Below are 17,613 nucleotides of genomic sequence, written 5' to 3'. Positions count from 1 at the left end.
GAATTCCTCTTTGTTGCCGGCATTCCGCCAATAAGTGGCATGTGCGCTTGTGCGGATTCGTGCGACTTGCGCACACAAAACCGCCGGCATGACGTTCCGTGCGCGCAAACACGATGATGTAGCCGCCGATTGGTAGGGTTAACAGGTAGTGAATCCCCCTGCTTGAAAAGGAGCTTTGGCTTGTCGGCTGAACTCGAAGACATTCATGAGGAATGTGGCATCTTCGGCGTATGGGGCCATCCCGACGCCGCCCGACTCACCTATTTCGGTCTACACGCACTGCAACACCGCGGCCAGGAAGGCGCCGGCATCGTCTCCAACGATCATGGCCACCTCATCGGCCACCGCGGACTCGGCCTGCTCACCCAGGTGTTCAGCGATGAGCGCGAAATCGAACGACTGAAGGGCGACCGCGCCATCGGCCATGTGCGCTACGCCACCGCCGGATCCGGCACCACGGACAATATCCAACCGTTCATCTTCCGTTTCCACGACGGCGACGTGGCACTGTGCCACAACGGCAACCTGACGAACTGCCCGTCACTGCGCCGCAAGCTTGAAGACGAAGGCGCCATCTTCCACTCGAACTCCGACACCGAAGTGCTCATGCACTTGATTCGTCGCTCCCTGCAGCGCACCTTCATGGACAAGCTCAAGGAAGCCCTGAACACGGTCCACGGCGGCTTCGCCTACCTCTTGATGACCGAAGACGCCATGATCGGCGCCCTCGACCCGAACGGTTTCCGCCCGCTCTCCCTCGGCAAGATGAAGAACGGCGCCTACGTGCTCGCCTCCGAAACCTGCGCGCTGGACGTGGTCGGTGCCGAGCTGGTGCGCAATATTCGCCCGGGTGAGATTGTGGTGGTCAGCGATCACGGCTACAAGATCGTGCAGTACACCAACAACACCCAGCTGGCCATCTGCTCAATGGAATACATTTACTTCGCCCGCCCGGATTCCGACATCTACGGCGTCAACGTGCACTCCGCCCGCAAGCGTATGGGCGCGCGCCTGGCCGCCGAGTCCCCGGTGGACGCCGATATGGTGATCGGCGTGCCGAACTCCTCGCTTTCCGCCGCCTCCGGTTATGCGGAAGCTGCGGGGCTGCCGAACGAAATGGGCCTGATCAAGAACCAGTATGTGGCCCGCACCTTCATCCAGCCCACGCAGGAGCTGCGTGAGCAGGGCGTGCGCATGAAGCTTTCCGCCGTACGCGGTGTGGTCAAGGGCAAGCGCGTCATCGTTATCGATGACTCCATCGTGCGCGGCACCACCTCCAAGCGCATCGTGCAGCTTTTGAAGGAAGCCGGGGCGGCCGAAGTGCATATGCGCATCAGCTCCCCGCCGCTCAAGTACCCCTGCTTCTACGGCATCGACATCTCCACCACCAAGGAACTCATCGCAGCCAAGATGAGCGTGGAAGAGATTCGCGACTACATCGGCGCCGATTCCCTGGCCTACCTGTCCCTCGACGGCTTGGTGGAATCCATCGGCCTGAACGCCGACGCCCCGTACGGTGGCCTGTGCGTCGCCTACTTCAACGGCGACTACCCCACCGCCCTTGACGATTATGAGGCCGACTTCCTGAAGTCCCTCACGCCCGAGGACCGCGTCCGCCTGCCTGAATTCGCACTGTACAAGAGCAAGTACATCGGCAACGAGTACAACACCGTGCAGCCGGAAAACGAATAAAACAAAGTCCTCAGCCCAGAAATCAAAGCCCCAATACGGAAAAGAAAGGCCCTTTCATGCCAAAAGCATATGAGAACGCCGGCGTTAGCGTCGAAGCCGGATACGAAGTCGTCAAGCGCATCAAGTCCCATGTGGCACGCACCAACCGCCCCGGCGTGGTGGGCGGCATCGGCGGCTTCGGCGGCCTGTTCGACCTTGCTTCCCTGGGCTACAAGGAGCCGGTGCTGATCTCCGGCACCGACGGCGTGGGCACCAAGCTCATGGTGGCCAAGATGGTCGGCAAGCACAACACCATCGGCATCGACTGCGTGGCCATGTGCGTCAACGATATCGCCGCCCAAGGCGCCGAACCGCTGTTCTTCCTCGACTACATCGCCTGCGGCAAGAACGATCCGGCTCTGCTCGAGCAGGTCGTGGCCGGCGTGGCCGACGGCTGCGTCGAAGCCGGCTCCGCACTGGTTGGCGGCGAAACCGCTGAAATGCCGGGCATGTACGACGAAGACGAATACGATCTGGCCGGCTTCTCCGTGGGCGTGGCCGAAAAGTCCGCCATCGTGGACGGCTCCACCATCACCGAAGGCGATACGCTGATCGGCCTGCCTTCCACCGGCGTGCACTCCAACGGCTTCTCCCTGGTACGCAAGGCCCTGTTCGAGCAGGCCGGCTACACCGTGGACACCGAACTGGACGAGCTCGGCGGCGCTAAGCTCGGCGATGTGCTGCTCACCCCCACCAAGATCTACGTGAAGGCCCTCTCCCCGCTGTTCAAGTCCGGCGTCGTCAAGGGCGTGGCACACATCACCGGCGGCGGCTTCATCGAGAACGTGCCGCGTATGATTCCGGACGGTCTCGCCGCCGAAATCAACCTTGGCTCCTGGCCCGTGCTGCCGATCTTCAACGTGTTGGAGAAGGCCGGCGAAATCGACCATAAGGAGATGTACAACATCTTCAACATGGGCATCGGCATGGTGCTCGCCGTGCCGGCCGAACGCGCCGACGAAACCCTGAAACTACTCGAATCCAACGGTGAAACCGGTTACGTGATCGGCAAGATCACCAAGGACACCGACGGCACGCAGATCACGCTGAAGTAACGTTCAACAACTCGTATTCCGGCTCCCCTCAATACTCGATAGACGGGGAGCCAATTCATTGGAAAGGACAATCATGGGTCAGAAAGTTCTCGTCATCGGCTCCGGCGCACGCGAACACACCATTGCGTACACGCTGCTCAAGTCCCCCAGCATTGATGAAGTCACCGTGGCCCCCGGCAACCCGGGCATGGTCAAGGACGGCATTCACATCACGCAGCTGAGCCAGTCCAACCATGCCGCACTCATCGACTTCGTGCAGCAGAACGGCTACGACTGGGTGTTCGTGGGTCCGGAAGTGCCGCTGATCGAAGGCATTGTGGATGATTTCGCCGCAGCCGGCATCAAGGCGTTCGGCCCGAGCAAGGCCGCCGCCCAGATCGAAGGTTCCAAGGACTTCGCCAAGCAGCTCATGGAGCGTCACAACATCCCCACCGCCAAGTACCAGACCTTCAGCGACCTGGAGCTCGCCAAGGATTATGTCAACGAGCATGGCGCCCCGATCGTCATCAAGGCCGACGGTCTGGCCGCCGGCAAGGGCGTGACCGTGGCCATGGATCTGCACACCGCCATTCGCGCCCTGGAAGACATCTTCGTGGACCATCGCTTCGGTTCCGCCGGCGCCAAGGTGGTTATCGAAGACTTCCTCGAGGGTCAGGAATTCTCCCTGATGAGCTTCGTCAACGGCACTGAATTCTGGCCGATGCCAATCTCCCAGGATCACAAGCGCGCCTACGATGGCGACGAAGGCCCGAACACCGGCGGCATGGGCGCCTACAGCCCGGTGCCGCAGATTCCGCAGTCCGTGATCGATGAGGCCATCGACAAGATCGTGCGCCCCACCGTGGAAGGCATGGCTGAGGAAGGCACCCCGTTCACCGGTATCCTCTACGCCGGCCTGATCGCTACCGCCGACGGCCCGAAGGTCATCGAATTCAACGCCCGCTTCGGCGACCCGGAAACCGAAGTCGTGCTCCCCAAGCTCACCTCCGACCTCGGTGCCGGCATCAGCGCCATCCTGAACAACGGCACCCCGGAATTCACCTGGGACGAAACCAACGCCACCCTTGGCGTGATACTCGCCTCCAAGGGCTACCCGGAGAACGTGATCAAGGGTGCCCACGTGCCAGAAATCGAGGTCGACGAGGACTCCCACGTCTACTACGCCGGCGTTGTTTCCGACGGCAAGGGCGGTCTCGTGGCCAACTCCGGCCGCGTGCTGCTCGTAGAGACTTCCGCCCCCGACATCAAGGCCGCTCAGGACAAGGTGTACGCAATCATCGACAAGCTCGAACTGCGCGGACTGTTCTACCGCCACGACATCGGATTCAAAGCCCTGAATGCGTGATGATGGAGCGTCCTCGTCGTTGCTCCTCGGTCGCGGTACCTTTGTGCCACTTCCCTCGGTGCGCCTAGAGGCCGCACACATCATCGCACATTCAGCAGCTCACGTATTTGAACGCATCCCCTCTGGAGTCTCGCATTCATATACGTGAGATGTGTCACATATTGTGCTGCCCCTGTGCTGAGCCGGATGGCTGGTACAGGGGCAGCGCTATAGTAGGCGTCAGTTTGTCCGGAAGGAATCACTGTACTTATGTTGAAGACTAATAACACCGGTAAGTTTGCCGCAGTAGCTGCCTCAATCGCCGCTCTCGCTCTTCCGATGGGTATTGTCCCTATGGCTACTGCAGCCGATGCCAATTCCGGCACTGTAGCCTCCGCCCGCGCTTTCCCCGCTTCCAAGTCCACGCGCCACATTGCTGTTGGTGTTGAGTCCACCTCCACCGATGCCAATGGTGACTGGGGCGACGTTGAATCCCTGAACGTGCCGCAGACTGAGTCTCAGGCCGAGAAGGATGCCGCTGCCGCCAAGGCTCAGGCCGCTTCCGAAGCTGCCGCCGCAAGCCGTAGCGCAACTCGCACCGCCATCACCGAGGAAGCTCCGGTTTCCGGTGACGCTTCCGCTCTCGTGGCCTACGCACTTCAGTTCCAGGGCGCTCCGTACGTCTGGGGCGGCAACACTCCTGCCGGCTGGGATTGCTCCGGCTTCACCCAGTACGTGTTCGCTCACTTTGGCATTAGCCTGTCCCACTATGCACCTAACCAGGCTTCTGCCGGTACCATCGTTACCAACCCGCAGCCGGGCGATCTGATGGTGAGCGCCACCCACGCTGGCATCTACATCGGCAACGGCATGATGGTTCACGCCATGAACCCGGCCGACGGCACCAAGGTCACCGCAGTGATTCCGGGCATGACCTACGTGCGCGTGCTGAAGTAAGCCGCTACTGATATAAGCGTTTATTAGCAAATAGGGGTTGTTGCCAAGCTACTGATTAGCTTGGCAACAACCCCTATTTGCTATCGCCGGTATCCACTGGGCGACAGCCCCTCGCCGCGCTATAGCCGGTAAAGCCGGTAAAGCATTATGGGCCCGCTGATCGGCTCGCTAATCGACGAGCCGATACGAGCCGGTCGAGGTTTCATCCCGCTCACACGCCGTCAGCGGGGCAATACCTCGGTCAGACCGTATGAATGCATCACTAGCAATCCGTCAGCGAAGCAAAACCTCGGCCAAGCCGAGAGAACATACCGTTCGCGACCCCTCAGCGTGGCAAAACCTCGGCAGAACCGAAGGAATGAACCACTGCCAATCTCTCGGCGGGGCAAAACCTCGAAGTGACCGATGAAGCGCCCTGTTCGCAGACGCCCCAGTGCGGCAACATGGCAACCACGCCGCTGAATTGCCCCGCCCAACCACAGCGAACCTACATCTACAGGAGCTTGATGAGCTTGGATTTCAGCTGATTCATCGGCGGATAAATCAGTCGCAACGTATCCGGCCACACTGGCTTGGCTACCACAGTTTTGATATGGCTGAACGTCTCGAAGCCAGCCCTGCCGTGGTACGCGCCCATGCCCGAAGCGCCAATACCGCCAAACGGCAGGCGACTGGAAAGCAGCTGCGCCAAAGTGAGCGAATAGCCCAACGAGCCAGAAGAAGTCCGCCGCTCGAACGCCAAACGGACCGAGCGTCGATTCGAGAACACATATGCGGCAAGTGGGCGCGGGCGACTGTTGATGAACCGGATAGCGGCATCAGCATCTTCGACCACCAGAATCGGCAGAATCGGCCCGAAAATCTCCTCCTGCATCACCGGCGCATCCGGCTGCGTGCCAAGCAGCACGGTAGGTGCGATATATCGCGTCTCGCGATTCACCACTCCCCCACACACCAGCCGCCCTGCCGGATCCATGGTGTCCGAATTCTGCTGCGTCTTGCGCGAGATAAGAGCATCCAGCCCCGCATTGATGCGACGACCGACCATCTCCGCAGCGGCACCGACGGCGGACGCGGCTTTGATCAGAGGCGAACCGGGCTCTTGCGGCGGCGCGGTCCCGACAGGCAGAAGATTCAGCAGCCGTTCGAAATGCCGATCGTTGACAATGCGACCGTAGTCCTTGGATGTTTCAGGATCCTCACCATAGAACTCGGTTACGGCCACGGCGATGCGCCGCGCTAAAGCCTCGGCGACATCCGCAGTAGCGAGCACATAATCCGGCGCCACACAGGTCTGGCCGGCGTTCGAGAACTTACCCCACGCAATACGACGTGCGGCGACGTTGAGATCTACCGTATCGTCCACAAAACATGGCGATTTGCCGCCCAGCTCCAACGTGACCGGTGTCAAATGCTTGGCGGCAGCGGTCATGACTATCTTGCCGACGCGTTCACCACCGGTGTAGAAGATATGGTCGAACGGACTATCCAGTAATATGCCGGTTTCCCGCGGCCCACCTTCCACTACGGTGACCGCTTCTTGGTCAAGGTACTGCGGCACCAGTTCGGCAAGCAGCTTCGACGTGTTCGGTGCCAGTTCGGAAGGTTTCACACATACCGCATTGCCGGCTGCAATCGCATCGGCCAATGGTTCCAATGCCAGCAGCACCGGATAGTTCCATGGTGCGATAATCAGCACCACGCCTTTTGGCTCGGCGATGGTCCATCCTTGCGCCGGCTGCAAGGACCACGGCATCGGCTGATAATGCCGCCGCGTCCAACGCTCCAAATGATTGCGGACGAACCGTGCTTCGGCAGCTATCAGGTTCAGTTCCATCAGTACTGTTTCGGCGGCGGGTTTGCCGAGGTCCGCAGCTTCAGCGGTGATGAAATCCTGACAGTGTTCGGCAATCATGCGTCGCAGTGCGTCCAGTTGCGCGCGACGCCACGCCAGTGAACGAGTGCGACCTGATGCGTAGGCGCGTTGCAGCTGGGTAAAGGATTCAGGAATCATATGCGTGCCTTTCTGGACGGCTGGCGCGCGCAGGAATCCGCCAGATGGCTTGGGCGCGGCCGAAGTAGGTGGTGCAGGAGTCGCCGGTCAGTTCGTCGTAGGTGATGGGGTTGGCGCTGGCCACGCCGAGCAGTTCCGCATGCTGCAGCATCGCGCGGAATTCCTCATCGGTGTTTGCCGCGTGTGCCACAACACCGCCTGCGGCAGCCGCATGACTATTCGCCGTCAGCTCTGGCGACTCCGCACCCCTCCCCTGTGAAACATCTTGTGAAACATGTGCAGAGACTGCCGATGCTGAGGGACTGTTCCCGCCATCACCCAAAGCTGCACCGACTACCACAATGCCACCGGGCAATACGGTGATATGGCGATCATCGGTCACATGGACAATGCCAGCGGCATCAGTCAAGGCAATCGACTGATAGACCAACGCACCCGCATCCCAGCGAGGATCATCCATCGGATATGGATTGGGCGCGTACATGAATCGCGTCGCGACCTGCAATTCCTGCCCTGCCGATGTAAGCGTACTGCTGGAGATCGCATGGTCATGCGCATCATAGACTGTAGCGACCAACGTTCCCGGTTCATATGGCACATGGAATTCAGCCATGCAGCGTCGTACCGGAGCGGTGCCGACCACTTCCCCGTTCAGCGTCAGCTGCACGGTTTTGCCACCGGAAAACACTTGCACCACAGCCTCACGGCCCTCATAACCGGCCCACGACCAGCTTTCCACGCCATCATGTCCGCGTTCAATGAACCGCGATGTGCGACCGGCGCGAGAGGCACCATCGCCGTACAGCAATTGCATAGGACGCACGGTAATGGCCGGCGTATGGCGAATACCGGTCACAATCTGCCGGTACAGCATCTGGCCGGTTGGCATGCCGGTCAGATCAATCAACCCTGAGCCGCCAAGCAATCCCGGATAACGACGGTACGGGCCGGTGGCACGGCCGCGAATGGCCATACGATTGCCGTACTCGCGCATCCAACCATAGGGTTCCGGATTGGCGTACGCCCATGCGCCCACCGATGCTTCGCCAATATAATCCCAGCCAGTCCACACAAAGTCGCCGAGGAGATACGGCAAGCGTTGCGTATCAGGCCACGTGTAGGCAATCTCCTGCGGGTAGGTTTCGCTGGCGCAGAATATGCGATCGGGATGCTTACGGTGGAATTGCTCCGGCCCTTGGCGGCAGTAGTTCAATCCGGCCACATCGACTTCATCAAATACATCATTGGTTTGCCGTTGCATAACGCCCGTAGCGAGCGCGGCCGGCATCAACTTGTCGATGGCGGTGAGCAGCGCGGGACCGGACGCGTGTTCCAGTGTGGTGTTGAGCCCAGGCTCCCCTTCCACTGTGGCGTCATGCTGGTCCATGCCCGCCTGGGTTTTGGCCGCTAACGTCAATGAAATCGGATTCACGCAGTCGATGACCGGGCGCGCGGCATCGAGGCCTCGGATGATGGCGCGCATTGAGCGGGCTGCTTCGGCGGCGCGCGGCGACTTGGTGTCGGCGATCTCGTTGCCGATGGAATACAGCACCACACTCGGATGATTGCGGTCCTTACGCACCATGGATGCAAGATCATCGGCGTAATGCTCGCGGAAAGAACCGGCGTAATCGTAACTGGTTTTGTGCATCCACCACATGTCGAATGCCTCATCCATTACCAGCAGACCAAGCTCATCGCAGGCATCGAGGAATGACTTGGAGAGTGGATTATGGGCGGAGCGAATGGCGTTGAATCCTTGGGCTTTCATAATGCGGGCGCGGCGGTATTCGGCTTGCAGCAAAGTGGCCGCACCAAGGATGCCGTTGTCGTGGTGTACGCAGCCGCCGTTCAGAATCACGCGTTTGCCGTTGATGCATAGGCCTTGCTGGGCGTCACAGGTTAGCGAACGGATGCCGAAGCGTTCGTCGTACGTATCAAGGGTGATGCCATCAGCATCATGCAGCGTGATGTGTGCCGTATACAACGTGGGCGATTCAGGCGACCACAGCTGAGCATGATCGATGACGCCGGTATTCTCTTGGAATTCAGCCACCGTAGTGCCATCGGCGTCGGTGATGGCAACGCTCAGGTATTGCCCGAGAATCAGCGGATCGTCGAGCGTAATCGTCACGGTTGCGCGAACGGTTCCTGGCTCGGATGCGCTGGAGGATACGGCGTTCGGCGTAGTAGCAGCAGCGGTGACTGCTGATTCGATGCGCACGCCATCAGGGCGAATCACATCGGCGCAATCAGCAACCCACAGCCAAACCGGGCGGTAGATGCCAGCGCCCGAATACCAGCGGGAGTTCGGCACATGGGAGTTGTCTACGAGCACAGTGATTGTATTGGCGCCGGCGTGCAAGAGGCTTGCGATATCAAGGTAGTAGTCGCTGTAACCATAGGTGAGCTCGCCGGCCGGTTCGTCGTTGACCAGTACCGTGGCTCCTGGGTAGACGCCCTCGAATTCAAGGAGACATGCGGCGGGCGGATTCACGAAATCGAGTGTGGTGCGGTATTCGTAAGTGCCGCCCGGATAGTAGCCGGTGTTGTATACGTTGGCCGTGCGCGGAGTGCGCGGTTCGTGAATCATCGCGTCATGCGGAAGCGTGATGGATTGCCATGCTCCCGCACCGCCGCCGGTACTGGTGCCGCCTGCACTGGTGCCGCCTGTGCGACTACGACTGCCTGTGTTGCTGCCGAGCGAGCGGAACTGCCAATCGGCATTGATATTGACGCGCTTCATGGCTTCATTGTAGGTTTGTTAGCTTCAAATCACGGGCTGAAGCAGACGTTTCCGACAATTCGCAGCATCAAATGGACGTTTTGGAGGCTTAAACTGTCCTATTTGACGCTTCGAATACGTTAAAACGTCAATTTGAGCCCGTATTTTACGGCACAGCCGTTCCCCTCACCTACGGACGGCCCACTGGGTTGTTTGCTTTACGGTAACGGTACTGCAATATCGGACGGGCTACGCCCCACACTTTACTGACTCGCCTACCGGCTCGCCACACTGCCTACGGACAGTCCACTGGACTGTCCGCTTTACGGCAGTGTCATAAAATCTGTGTCTTTCAGGTAGTTTTTGCCGGCGGTGATGTCGTATTGGATGAGCTTGTAGTCGGCAAGGAGCTGCTTGGTCGCCTCGTCGAAGTCCTCCTCATTCATCGGCTCGCCATCCTGATTCAGGTAGATGCTCTGCCCCTCAGGAATACGATCCCAGCCTTGAATCTTGTTGACCACCGGCGGCTCCATGGCAGCGATCTTGGCATGCATCTGCGTCAAGAAGGCCAGATACGGCGACACCTTGGCATCCATGTGTTCGGCGGCCTGGGCCACGAAGAAGTTCGGCGACGAGTAGGCGGCATCATCCGTCTTGTTGCCCTGCGAGCTGGAGGCCTTGTTCGACCAGATGAAATAGTCGGTCAGGTGCAGGGCCAGCGAATTATCCTCATCCTGGCTAGCGGAGGAATAGATGCCGGGCAGATGGTCGCCGTAGAACACCACGGTGACCGGCTTGTCCAACTTATCTAACTCGTCCAGGAACTCCTGCGTGGCCTGATCGGTGATCTCCACGCCCTTTTGATAGGTTTCGATGGACTCCTGCTCATCCTTTTCCAACGGGGTACCGGTGGTGGATTCCGCCGTATAGTCGTTGTTCTTATACCACTCGTGGTAGGGCATGTGGTTCTGCATTGTGATGATCTGGATGAACTTGTTCGCCTTACCGGACTTAATGCCTTCGAGCGCGGAATCATACGAGGACTTGTCCGAAACGTATGGTGAATCGTCGATCTTGTCCTGATACTTGATCACATCCGGGCCGGTGAGCGTATAGAAGTGCGAGAAACCGAACTTCTTATAGTTCGTGGCACGCGAATACATGCTGGACTCATACGGATGGTAGCCCAGCGAATTGGCTGGCGCACCCCACAGCTGGTTGATGGTCGGTGCCCAATGCGCACTCGGCACCAACTGCTGGTACGGGCTGGTCAGCGAAGAATCGAAGTTCGCCATGCTCAAGCCCGAAAGACCCATATATTCCAAGTTGGCCGTACCACCGCCGTAGCCGGAGGACAACATCAGACCGGAGGTGGTGTTCTCCTTGATCTTGCGGATGTTCGGCATCGAATCCTTGTTGACCTTGAGACCCGGCACGCGGCTCGGATCGGAGAAGGATTCGGACAGCACATACACCACTGTGGAATCGGTGATGTTGTTGGAGCGGGACGCATTGATCTGCTTGGCCGCCTTGGCATAGCGGGCGGCGACCTGCTTCATGGTCTCCTCGGAATAGTTGTCCGGCTTCTCCATGATCTTCGGGTTGAGCTGACGGGTGAAGGCCACCAGCGGGCCGTTACGCTGCGCATCGTAGACGGAATCCCACATGGATGGCATGTCGCCCATGCCTTGGGACAATTTGTTCGCCCAGGAGTCGGTGGTGCTCACCTGCATGCAGTACAGGGAGAAGCCGAGCAACGGCAGCAGCACCAGAATCAGGCGGGACGTGAGGTTCAGGCTCATGTTCTTGGTCTGGATCATGCGTCCTTTGCGACCATCGAAATGACGCAGCACCAGTACGAGTGCCAGCAATGCCGCAAACGCGGCGAGAGCAATCAGAATGGTCACATGCGCGCCGGCCGGGATGAACGTGAGCATATTGCCGGTATTGGAGCCAAGGAAGCCCAAGTCAGCGGGCAGGATGGCTTCGTAGCGAATCTCCACTTTGAAGTGTTCGATGGTGCCCACAAATACGCCGGCGGCCATAATCACTATGCTGGCGGTCCAGAACCGGTTGAACAGCATCAGCAGCATCAGGTACAGGAGTCCAACGAGCAGCACGTTGAGCAGGAAGACGAAGTTGCCGTCGGTCCACATCTTGCTCACGAACCCAAAGCCTACGGTTGGGCTGGAGACCTGCACGCGGGTGGAGCTGGCGGAGACGCCAACTTCCAATGCCGCTACCGCGATGATGTCGAACACGAAGAACAGCACTCCGTACAGCCAGCCGGGGAACGGCTTATGCGGGTGCTTCGGGGTGACTTCATCCGCCTCAGCCCGGTTCTCCCAGAGCCGCCAACGGAACTTCGAGGTGGTGTTACTACTGGTGTTTTCGCTCATTCGCCTACAGTTTCCAACAATCTCTCACGTGTTTTGGTGGTATCCAATGGCATATTGTTACCGCGCAACCTTGGAAAAACCATACTCCCAAGGTTTCTCTTACCGTTTCCTAACTATTCACCCTAACGCAAAGGGTGCCTTGGCACTATCCCCTATTGCCTAAGGCACCCCGGTTATACGGTCTCGCACGAACTTACTATGCATGTTGCCGCGTTGTGCTGAGTTTTATTGCACACTGCAGCAGTGCATCAATAGCACGACAGTGGCTTGTTGTCTCCCCCTCCCGAGCAGCATCCGCCTGCCTTATCGAGCGGCTACTGTGCGGTTACTATGCAGAACTATGCAGAACTATGCAATACTACGCAGTACTGTGCGGTTACTATGCAGCCGCAGCGAACTGATCGACCAGCGCTCCCATCCAATCAAGCAGATCGTTGTACTCCGCCGGCATCTGCTCAGTGAGCTCCACCGTCGGCACATCGGCACTCTGCGCCGCCTTGACAATCTGCTCCGTAGTTGAATTTGATTCCTGGGTGTTGAGCACCAGCATCCTGATGTTGCCGGACTTCAGCGCATCCTGGAATTTCTTGATATCGGTCGGCGTCGGTTCGCTTTCGTTAGCCGAGGCCTGCGCATAGCCCCTCGGCGTCGCATCCTTCATCGCAAGATCATCGGCCAGATATGCGGCCACGGATTCGGTGGCAGCATACGGCAGATTCTTGGTTTTCGCGGACGCTTCCTTGATTTTGGCTTCCAGCGCGTCCGCCTTGGCATGCCAATCCTTGTTGAGCTTGGTGTAATCATCCTTATGCTCAGGGTCGGCCTGCTGATAGGCCGCGGTGATGGCATCGGCTGTGCTGGAGCGAACCTTGGCGGAGAACCAGACGTGCGGATTGTCGCCGTCCTTGATACCGGCGGTTTCGGCGGCATCGACCAGCTCGGCCTTGGTATCCTGCGCGGCTTTGGTGGCCCAGGAATCATAATCGGCACCGTTTACGATGGCGACTTGTGCGGAGTGGAACTTGGCCACATCCTGGCTGGTGGGCTCATAATCATGGGCTTCCACATTGGTCTTGTTCATGATGTTGGTGACTTCGACGTGCTCGCCGCCAAGATCGGCGGCAACGGAACCCCACTGGTTGATGGATGCCACGACCTCGAGCTTGCCGTCGCTTGATGTGCTGGAATCAGCACCCGAACCGCTCGTTCCGCACGCGGCGAGTCCCGCCACCATCAGTGCCGATGCCGCAAGTGCCGTGATCTTCTTCCATGCAGTCATACCGTTGTTTTCCTCTTCTACCTTGTGATTACTGCGGTTGACATACTGCACTATAGCATATATTGAGAACCATTATCATTTTCAGTTCGTTCGGCGTGTTACATACGAAAAACCGGATCCTGCACATGCAGAATCCGGTTCCAATGCCTCAGTCGTTATCAACGCGTGCAATCACTGCTTACGCTGGCATTCCGGGCACAGGCCGAAGACCTCCAGCGTATGGGATTCCACGGTGAAACCGTGCCCTTCGGCCACTTTGCGCAGCCACGTTTCGCTGGGCGGATCGATTTCCACCGTTTTGCCGCACTTCTTGCACACCAGATGGTGATGATGCCCGTCGTCGCCGCATAGACGGAACAACTGCTGGCCATCAAGCCTGATGGTGTCCGCCGCGCCCGCATCCGCCAGCGCGTTCAGCTGACGGTACACGGTCGCAAGTCCGATGCGCGAGCCTTCATCCTCCAGTCTGCGGTGCAGATCCTGCGCGGAAATGAACTCCTCGCAATCAGCCAACGCGGCACGAATCGCATCCTTCTGCCTGGTTTGACGTTCGATATGTTCAACCATGCGATAAGGTCACGCCTTCTTCTTCAGGCCGCTCTTCAGATCATCCCAGCAGCCAGTGGCCTCAAGGTCAGCTACCGTGCGTTCCGGATCGTCGGTCAGTACGGTGATGTGACCCATCTTGCGGTCGTGACGAACCTCGGCCTTGCCGTAGTCGTGCACATTCCACTCCGGATGATCCTTGATCAGCGCGCGCGTCGGCTCCACATGCTGGCCGAGCACATTGACCATCACCGCCGGGGAGAGCAGCTTAGGCTCCGGCATCGGCCAGCCGGCGATGCCACGGATATGCGCGTCGAACTGATCCATCGAGCAGGCCTCGATGGTGTAATGGCCGGAGTTGTGCGGACGCGGGGCGAGCTCGTTGACGATGACCTGATCATCCTTGGTGATGAACAGTTCGATGGCGAGCGTACCGGCGAGCTCGAAGCCCTTGGCCAGACGGATGGCCAGCTCGTGAGCCTCACGGGCCACATGATCGCTGACCTTGGCGGGCGCGATGGTCATGTGCAGAATATTGTTGCGATGCTCATTGCGCACGATCGGGAAGGTCACGAAGTCCTTGCCGTTGCCGGAGACCAGAATCGAAGCTTCGAACGCGAAGTCCACGAAGCCTTCGAGGATGCTCGGCGGGAAGCCGCCACCGCGATCGCCGCGGGCGCGAATCTTCTCTAGATCAGCATCGGAGCGCAGCACCATCTGGCCATGGCCGTCATAGCCGCCGGAGACAGTCTTCAGCACGGCCGGGTAGTGAATCTCATCCAGTGCGGCATCGAGCTCATCGAAGTTGTTGACCGCGCGCCACGGAGCGGTGGCGGTGCCGTGGTCGTTGATGAACTGCTTCTCGTGCACGCGATGCTGGGTGACGCGCAGCAGATCGGTGCCCTGCGGAGCCGCGGCAATGCCACGAACCTCATCGATGGCGTCAGCGTCCACGTTCTCGAACTCGTAGGTGAGCACGTCGGACTGTACGGCGAGGTCATGGATGGCGGTTTTGTCGTCATACTCGGCGGTGATCTGGAAATCGGCCACCTGCGCGGTCGGACAGTTTGGCGTGGGGTCAAGCACACCGACCTTGAACCCCATGTAGCGCGCGGACAGGGCCATCATACGGCCGAGCTGGCCGCCGCCGATGATGCCGATGGTCGAGCCCGGCATCAGCATGGAGACGCGGCCGTTGGTTTCCTCAGACAAGCTGGGCATTGGATTCGGCCACCTTTTCCTTCAGTTCGTTGCGGTAGTCTTCAAGCTTCTGGGCCAGCGTCTCGTCGAATGCAGAGAGCATCTGCACGGCGAGCAGGCCGGCGTTCGTGGCGCCGGAGTTGCCCACGGCGGTGGTGGCCACCGGAATGCCACCCGGCATCTGCACGATGGACAGCAGGGAGTCCCAACCGGACAAAGCATGGGAGCGGACCGGCACACCAATCACCGGCAACGTGGTCTGGGCTGCGATCATGCCCGGCAGGTGGGCGGCACCGCCTGCACCGGCGATGATGACCTTAAGGCCGTTCTTGCGGGCGTTGTGCGCGAAGTCCGCCATGAGTTCCGGCGTGCGGTGCGCGGAGATGACCTGCTTGTGGTAGGCAACACCGAACTGGTCGAGGATGTCGCAGGCGCGCTTCATGGTCTCCCAGTCGCTGGAGGAGCCCATCACCACGGCGACCTGGGGCTTGGTTTCATTTGCCATTATCATTTACTCCCTCGTTATTGAGAATATGCCCTCACTGTACTCCCCTGTTGCGAACTTACAGCGCGGGAATACTGGGCCAACGAACGATGACTTGCAGCCGCCTCTTCCTAGCGCGGTAAAATCTCGATTTTTTCCTTATTCCCGAGAAATTACCGCGCTGAGTATCAGTCAGTGCGGTAATTTCTCGAAATTTCCCCTATCCTCGAGAATTCACCGCACTGAGCAACTCTCAGCGCGGTAAAATCTCGGGCTCGCCATTTATTTCGAGAATTTACCGCGCTAAGAGACTCTGAGCGCGGTCTTTCTCACCGCAACAGCCGCAACCGCCACAATTTCAGTAACAGTCACGCTCTCAGCTACCGCCACGATCTCAACAACAGTCACAACCACCGCAGCCGCCGCGACTGCCACAGCCGCCACAACCACCGCAACGTCAGCGAGAATAGTTGAATCGGAAACGAAATTAAAAGTCGCAACCACTACAACTGTCAACGCCGCAACCGTCACAACGCCGCAACCGTCACAGCCCCAGAATAAGCCCTTATAGCTCAATCACCACTTTGCCGAATACGTCGCCGCTGTTCAGTTTGGCAAACGCAGCCGGCGCCTCATCAAGGCCGGCAAATACGGAATCGATCACCGGGTGGATATCCGCATGCTCGACAAACCGCAGCAGTCGGGCGAAATCCTCGCGCGAACCCATCGTGCTGCCTTGCACCCGAATGTCCTGGAAGAAGATACGCGTCAATTCCGCACCCGGCTGATCGCCGGTGGTCGCCCCACAAATGGCGATCGTGCCACCCGGACGCACGGATTTCACCGAATGACTCCATGTGGCCGCGCCCACGGATTCGATCACCGCATCCACTTTTCGCGGCAGCCGCGCGCCAGCCTCAAACACGGCATCAGCGCCTAATTCCAACGCCTTGGCGCGCTTGACGTCCGAACGAGAGGTCACAAACACCTCCAATCCCGCCGCATGGGCGAGCTGAATCGCCGCCGTGGACACCCCACCGCCAGCGCCTTGAACCAGTACCGTGTCGCCGGGCTTCACGCCTGCCGCGTTAAACAGCAGCGAATACGCGGTCAGCCAACTGGTGCCAAGCGCCGCAGCCTCCACAACGCTCAGGTTCGCGGGCTTGGCGAACACGTTGGCCTGCGGCACCGAGGTCTTCTGCGCCATAGTGCCCGGATATTTCTCGGAAAGAATCGAACGACGCTCCCCTGGCGCCACGCCATTGCCGTCTGTGCCGATGAACGTGTACAGCACCACTTCGCTGCCGGCTTTGAGCCCATGCTTGCCGGGAATGTCTTCAGTCAGAACGCCCACGGCATCCGTGCCCAGAATCATCGGCGTCTGTTCGGCAGCAAGTCCCACCCCTTTAAGCGACCACAAATCATGATGATTCACGCTCACGGCACTCACCTCTATCGTGGACCAATACGGTCGTGCGACCGGCTCGGGCTGTTCGCCCACCGCGAGCGCGGCCAGCGGATCTTCAGCATGAACGGTGGATGCAAATACGGCCTTCATTGGCTCGACTCCTTTATCCCGTGAATCAATAGGCGGCAATGGCTCGATAGGGAGCCCGCTAGCACTTATTCTTCCACACTCAAGACTCGCATGAGGGCATGCCGGCGTGCTATCGGCTCTACATCACAGGGTTTGCGTATTTGACTCGCCATATGAGCCTGTTTCCTGTGCTATCTGCGTTACAAGGGGCTGATTTCCGTGGTTCGGAACATCTATCTGCTTTACAAGGGGTTCCTCAACCGGCAAAACCACAGGTATAACCGCCATCACGACACCGTCATTCCGCCATTTTGGAGCATGAGCTACTCGGTGAGCAACCCCTTGTAACGCAGATAGACCTC

13 protein-coding genes are annotated in these 17,613 nt (G+C 59.1%); 4 read left to right on the top strand and 9 right to left on the bottom strand.

From position 1 onward, the window contains the following. The first annotated feature begins 180 nt into the window (after nt 1–180). From purF to JS530_RS03700, 4 genes are all read left to right on the top strand, one after another. Entirely contained in the window at nt 181–1,692 is a 1,512-nt protein-coding gene (gene purF / locus JS530_RS03715) for an amidophosphoribosyltransferase (RefSeq protein WP_214375860.1), read from the top strand. A 56-nt stretch (nt 1,693–1,748) separates the two neighbouring features. Next, on the top strand, nt 1,749–2,786 hold the full coding sequence (purM, locus tag JS530_RS03710) for a phosphoribosylformylglycinamidine cyclo-ligase (protein WP_214375859.1): 1,038 nt from the start codon (nt 1,749–1,751) through the stop codon (nt 2,784–2,786). Between the two features lie 73 nt (nt 2,787–2,859). Next, nucleotides 2,860–4,131, top strand: a complete 1,272-nt coding sequence (gene purD, locus JS530_RS03705) for a phosphoribosylamine--glycine ligase (protein ID WP_214375858.1) — start codon at nt 2,860–2,862, stop codon at nt 4,129–4,131. Nucleotides 4,132–4,380: 249 nt separating this feature from the next. Continuing rightward, the gene (locus JS530_RS03700; RefSeq protein ID WP_240541074.1) at nt 4,381–5,067 is read left to right on the top strand and encodes a C40 family peptidase; all 687 of its coding nucleotides are present in this window, start codon (nt 4,381–4,383) and stop codon (nt 5,065–5,067) included. A 493-nt stretch (nt 5,068–5,560) separates the two neighbouring features. Here JS530_RS03700 and JS530_RS03695 read toward each other — a convergent pair whose 3' ends face one another. From JS530_RS03695 to JS530_RS03655, 9 genes are all read right to left on the bottom strand, one after another. Continuing rightward, entirely contained in the window at nt 5,561–7,081 is a 1,521-nt protein-coding gene (locus JS530_RS03695; protein WP_214375857.1) for an aldehyde dehydrogenase family protein, read from the bottom strand. Then, on the bottom strand, nt 7,071–9,827 hold the full coding sequence (locus tag JS530_RS03690; RefSeq protein ID WP_214375856.1) for a glycoside hydrolase family 2 TIM barrel-domain containing protein: 2,757 nt from the start codon (nt 9,825–9,827) through the stop codon (nt 7,071–7,073). The genes JS530_RS03695 and JS530_RS03690 overlap by 11 nt, the downstream gene beginning before the upstream one ends. Before the next feature lie 302 nt (nt 9,828–10,129). Further along, complete coding sequence (locus JS530_RS03685; protein WP_214375855.1) at nt 10,130–12,205, bottom strand: LTA synthase family protein; 2,076 nt, start codon at nt 12,203–12,205, stop codon at nt 10,130–10,132. Between the two features lie 379 nt (nt 12,206–12,584). Next, nucleotides 12,585–13,484 carry a metal ABC transporter solute-binding protein, Zn/Mn family gene (locus tag JS530_RS03680; protein WP_214375854.1) on the bottom strand — a complete coding sequence of 300 codons (900 nt, stop codon included), beginning with the start codon at nt 13,482–13,484 and terminating at the stop codon, nt 12,585–12,587. A gap of 171 nt (nt 13,485–13,655) precedes the next feature. Further along, on the bottom strand, nt 13,656–14,051 hold the full coding sequence (locus JS530_RS03675) for a Fur family transcriptional regulator (RefSeq protein ID WP_214375853.1): 396 nt from the start codon (nt 14,049–14,051) through the stop codon (nt 13,656–13,658). Nucleotides 14,052–14,060: 9 nt separating this feature from the next. Continuing rightward, nucleotides 14,061–15,251 carry a 5-(carboxyamino)imidazole ribonucleotide synthase gene (purK, locus tag JS530_RS03670; protein WP_214375852.1) on the bottom strand — a complete coding sequence of 397 codons (1,191 nt, stop codon included), beginning with the start codon at nt 15,249–15,251 and terminating at the stop codon, nt 14,061–14,063. Further along, the gene (gene purE / locus JS530_RS03665) at nt 15,235–15,735 is read right to left on the bottom strand and encodes a 5-(carboxyamino)imidazole ribonucleotide mutase (protein ID WP_033889581.1); all 501 of its coding nucleotides are present in this window, start codon (nt 15,733–15,735) and stop codon (nt 15,235–15,237) included. Before purE ends, purK begins: the two co-directional genes overlap by 17 nt. Before the next feature lie 282 nt (nt 15,736–16,017). Further along, the gene (locus tag JS530_RS03660) at nt 16,018–16,290 is read right to left on the bottom strand and encodes a hypothetical protein (protein ID WP_214375851.1); all 273 of its coding nucleotides are present in this window, start codon (nt 16,288–16,290) and stop codon (nt 16,018–16,020) included. Continuing rightward, a complete protein-coding gene (locus tag JS530_RS03655) occupies nt 16,280–17,272 on the bottom strand; it encodes a zinc-binding dehydrogenase (RefSeq protein ID WP_214375850.1) in 993 nt (330 codons plus the stop codon). Before JS530_RS03655 ends, JS530_RS03660 begins: the two co-directional genes overlap by 11 nt. Nucleotides 17,273–17,613: the final 341 nt, after the last annotated feature.

Origin of the sequence: Bifidobacterium colobi, assembly GCF_018555455.1 — a bacterium.
In the GTDB taxonomy this organism is placed as follows: Bacteria; Actinomycetota; Actinomycetes; order Actinomycetales; family Bifidobacteriaceae; genus Bifidobacterium; species Bifidobacterium colobi.
The sequence above is the reverse complement of the archived record's forward strand: the minus strand, read 5'-3'. Positions and strand labels throughout refer to the sequence as shown.

Excerpts from the sequence above, each read along its gene's own strand:
- purD (WP_214375858.1), top strand. The coding sequence starts at position 2,860 with ATGGGTCAGAAAGTTCTCGTCATCGGCTCCGGCGCACGCGAACACACC.
- purE (WP_033889581.1), bottom strand. The coding sequence starts at position 15,735 with ATGGCAAATGAAACCAAGCCCCAGGTCGCCGTGGTGATGGGCTCCTCC.
- JS530_RS03700 (WP_240541074.1), top strand. The coding sequence starts at position 4,381 with ATGTTGAAGACTAATAACACCGGTAAGTTTGCCGCAGTAGCTGCCTCA.
- JS530_RS03675 (WP_214375853.1), bottom strand. The coding sequence starts at position 14,051 with ATGGTTGAACATATCGAACGTCAAACCAGGCAGAAGGATGCGATTCGT.
- purK (WP_214375852.1), bottom strand. The coding sequence starts at position 15,251 with ATGCCCAGCTTGTCTGAGGAAACCAACGGCCGCGTCTCCATGCTGATG.
- JS530_RS03680 (WP_214375854.1), bottom strand. The coding sequence starts at position 13,484 with ATGACTGCATGGAAGAAGATCACGGCACTTGCGGCATCGGCACTGATG.
- JS530_RS03690 (WP_214375856.1), bottom strand. The coding sequence starts at position 9,827 with ATGAAGCGCGTCAATATCAATGCCGATTGGCAGTTCCGCTCGCTCGGC.
- purM (WP_214375859.1), top strand. The coding sequence starts at position 1,749 with ATGCCAAAAGCATATGAGAACGCCGGCGTTAGCGTCGAAGCCGGATAC.
- JS530_RS03685 (WP_214375855.1), bottom strand. The coding sequence starts at position 12,205 with ATGAGCGAAAACACCAGTAGTAACACCACCTCGAAGTTCCGTTGGCGG.
- JS530_RS03655 (WP_214375850.1), bottom strand. The coding sequence starts at position 17,272 with ATGAAGGCCGTATTTGCATCCACCGTTCATGCTGAAGATCCGCTGGCC.
- JS530_RS03695 (WP_214375857.1), bottom strand. The coding sequence starts at position 7,081 with ATGATTCCTGAATCCTTTACCCAGCTGCAACGCGCCTACGCATCAGGT.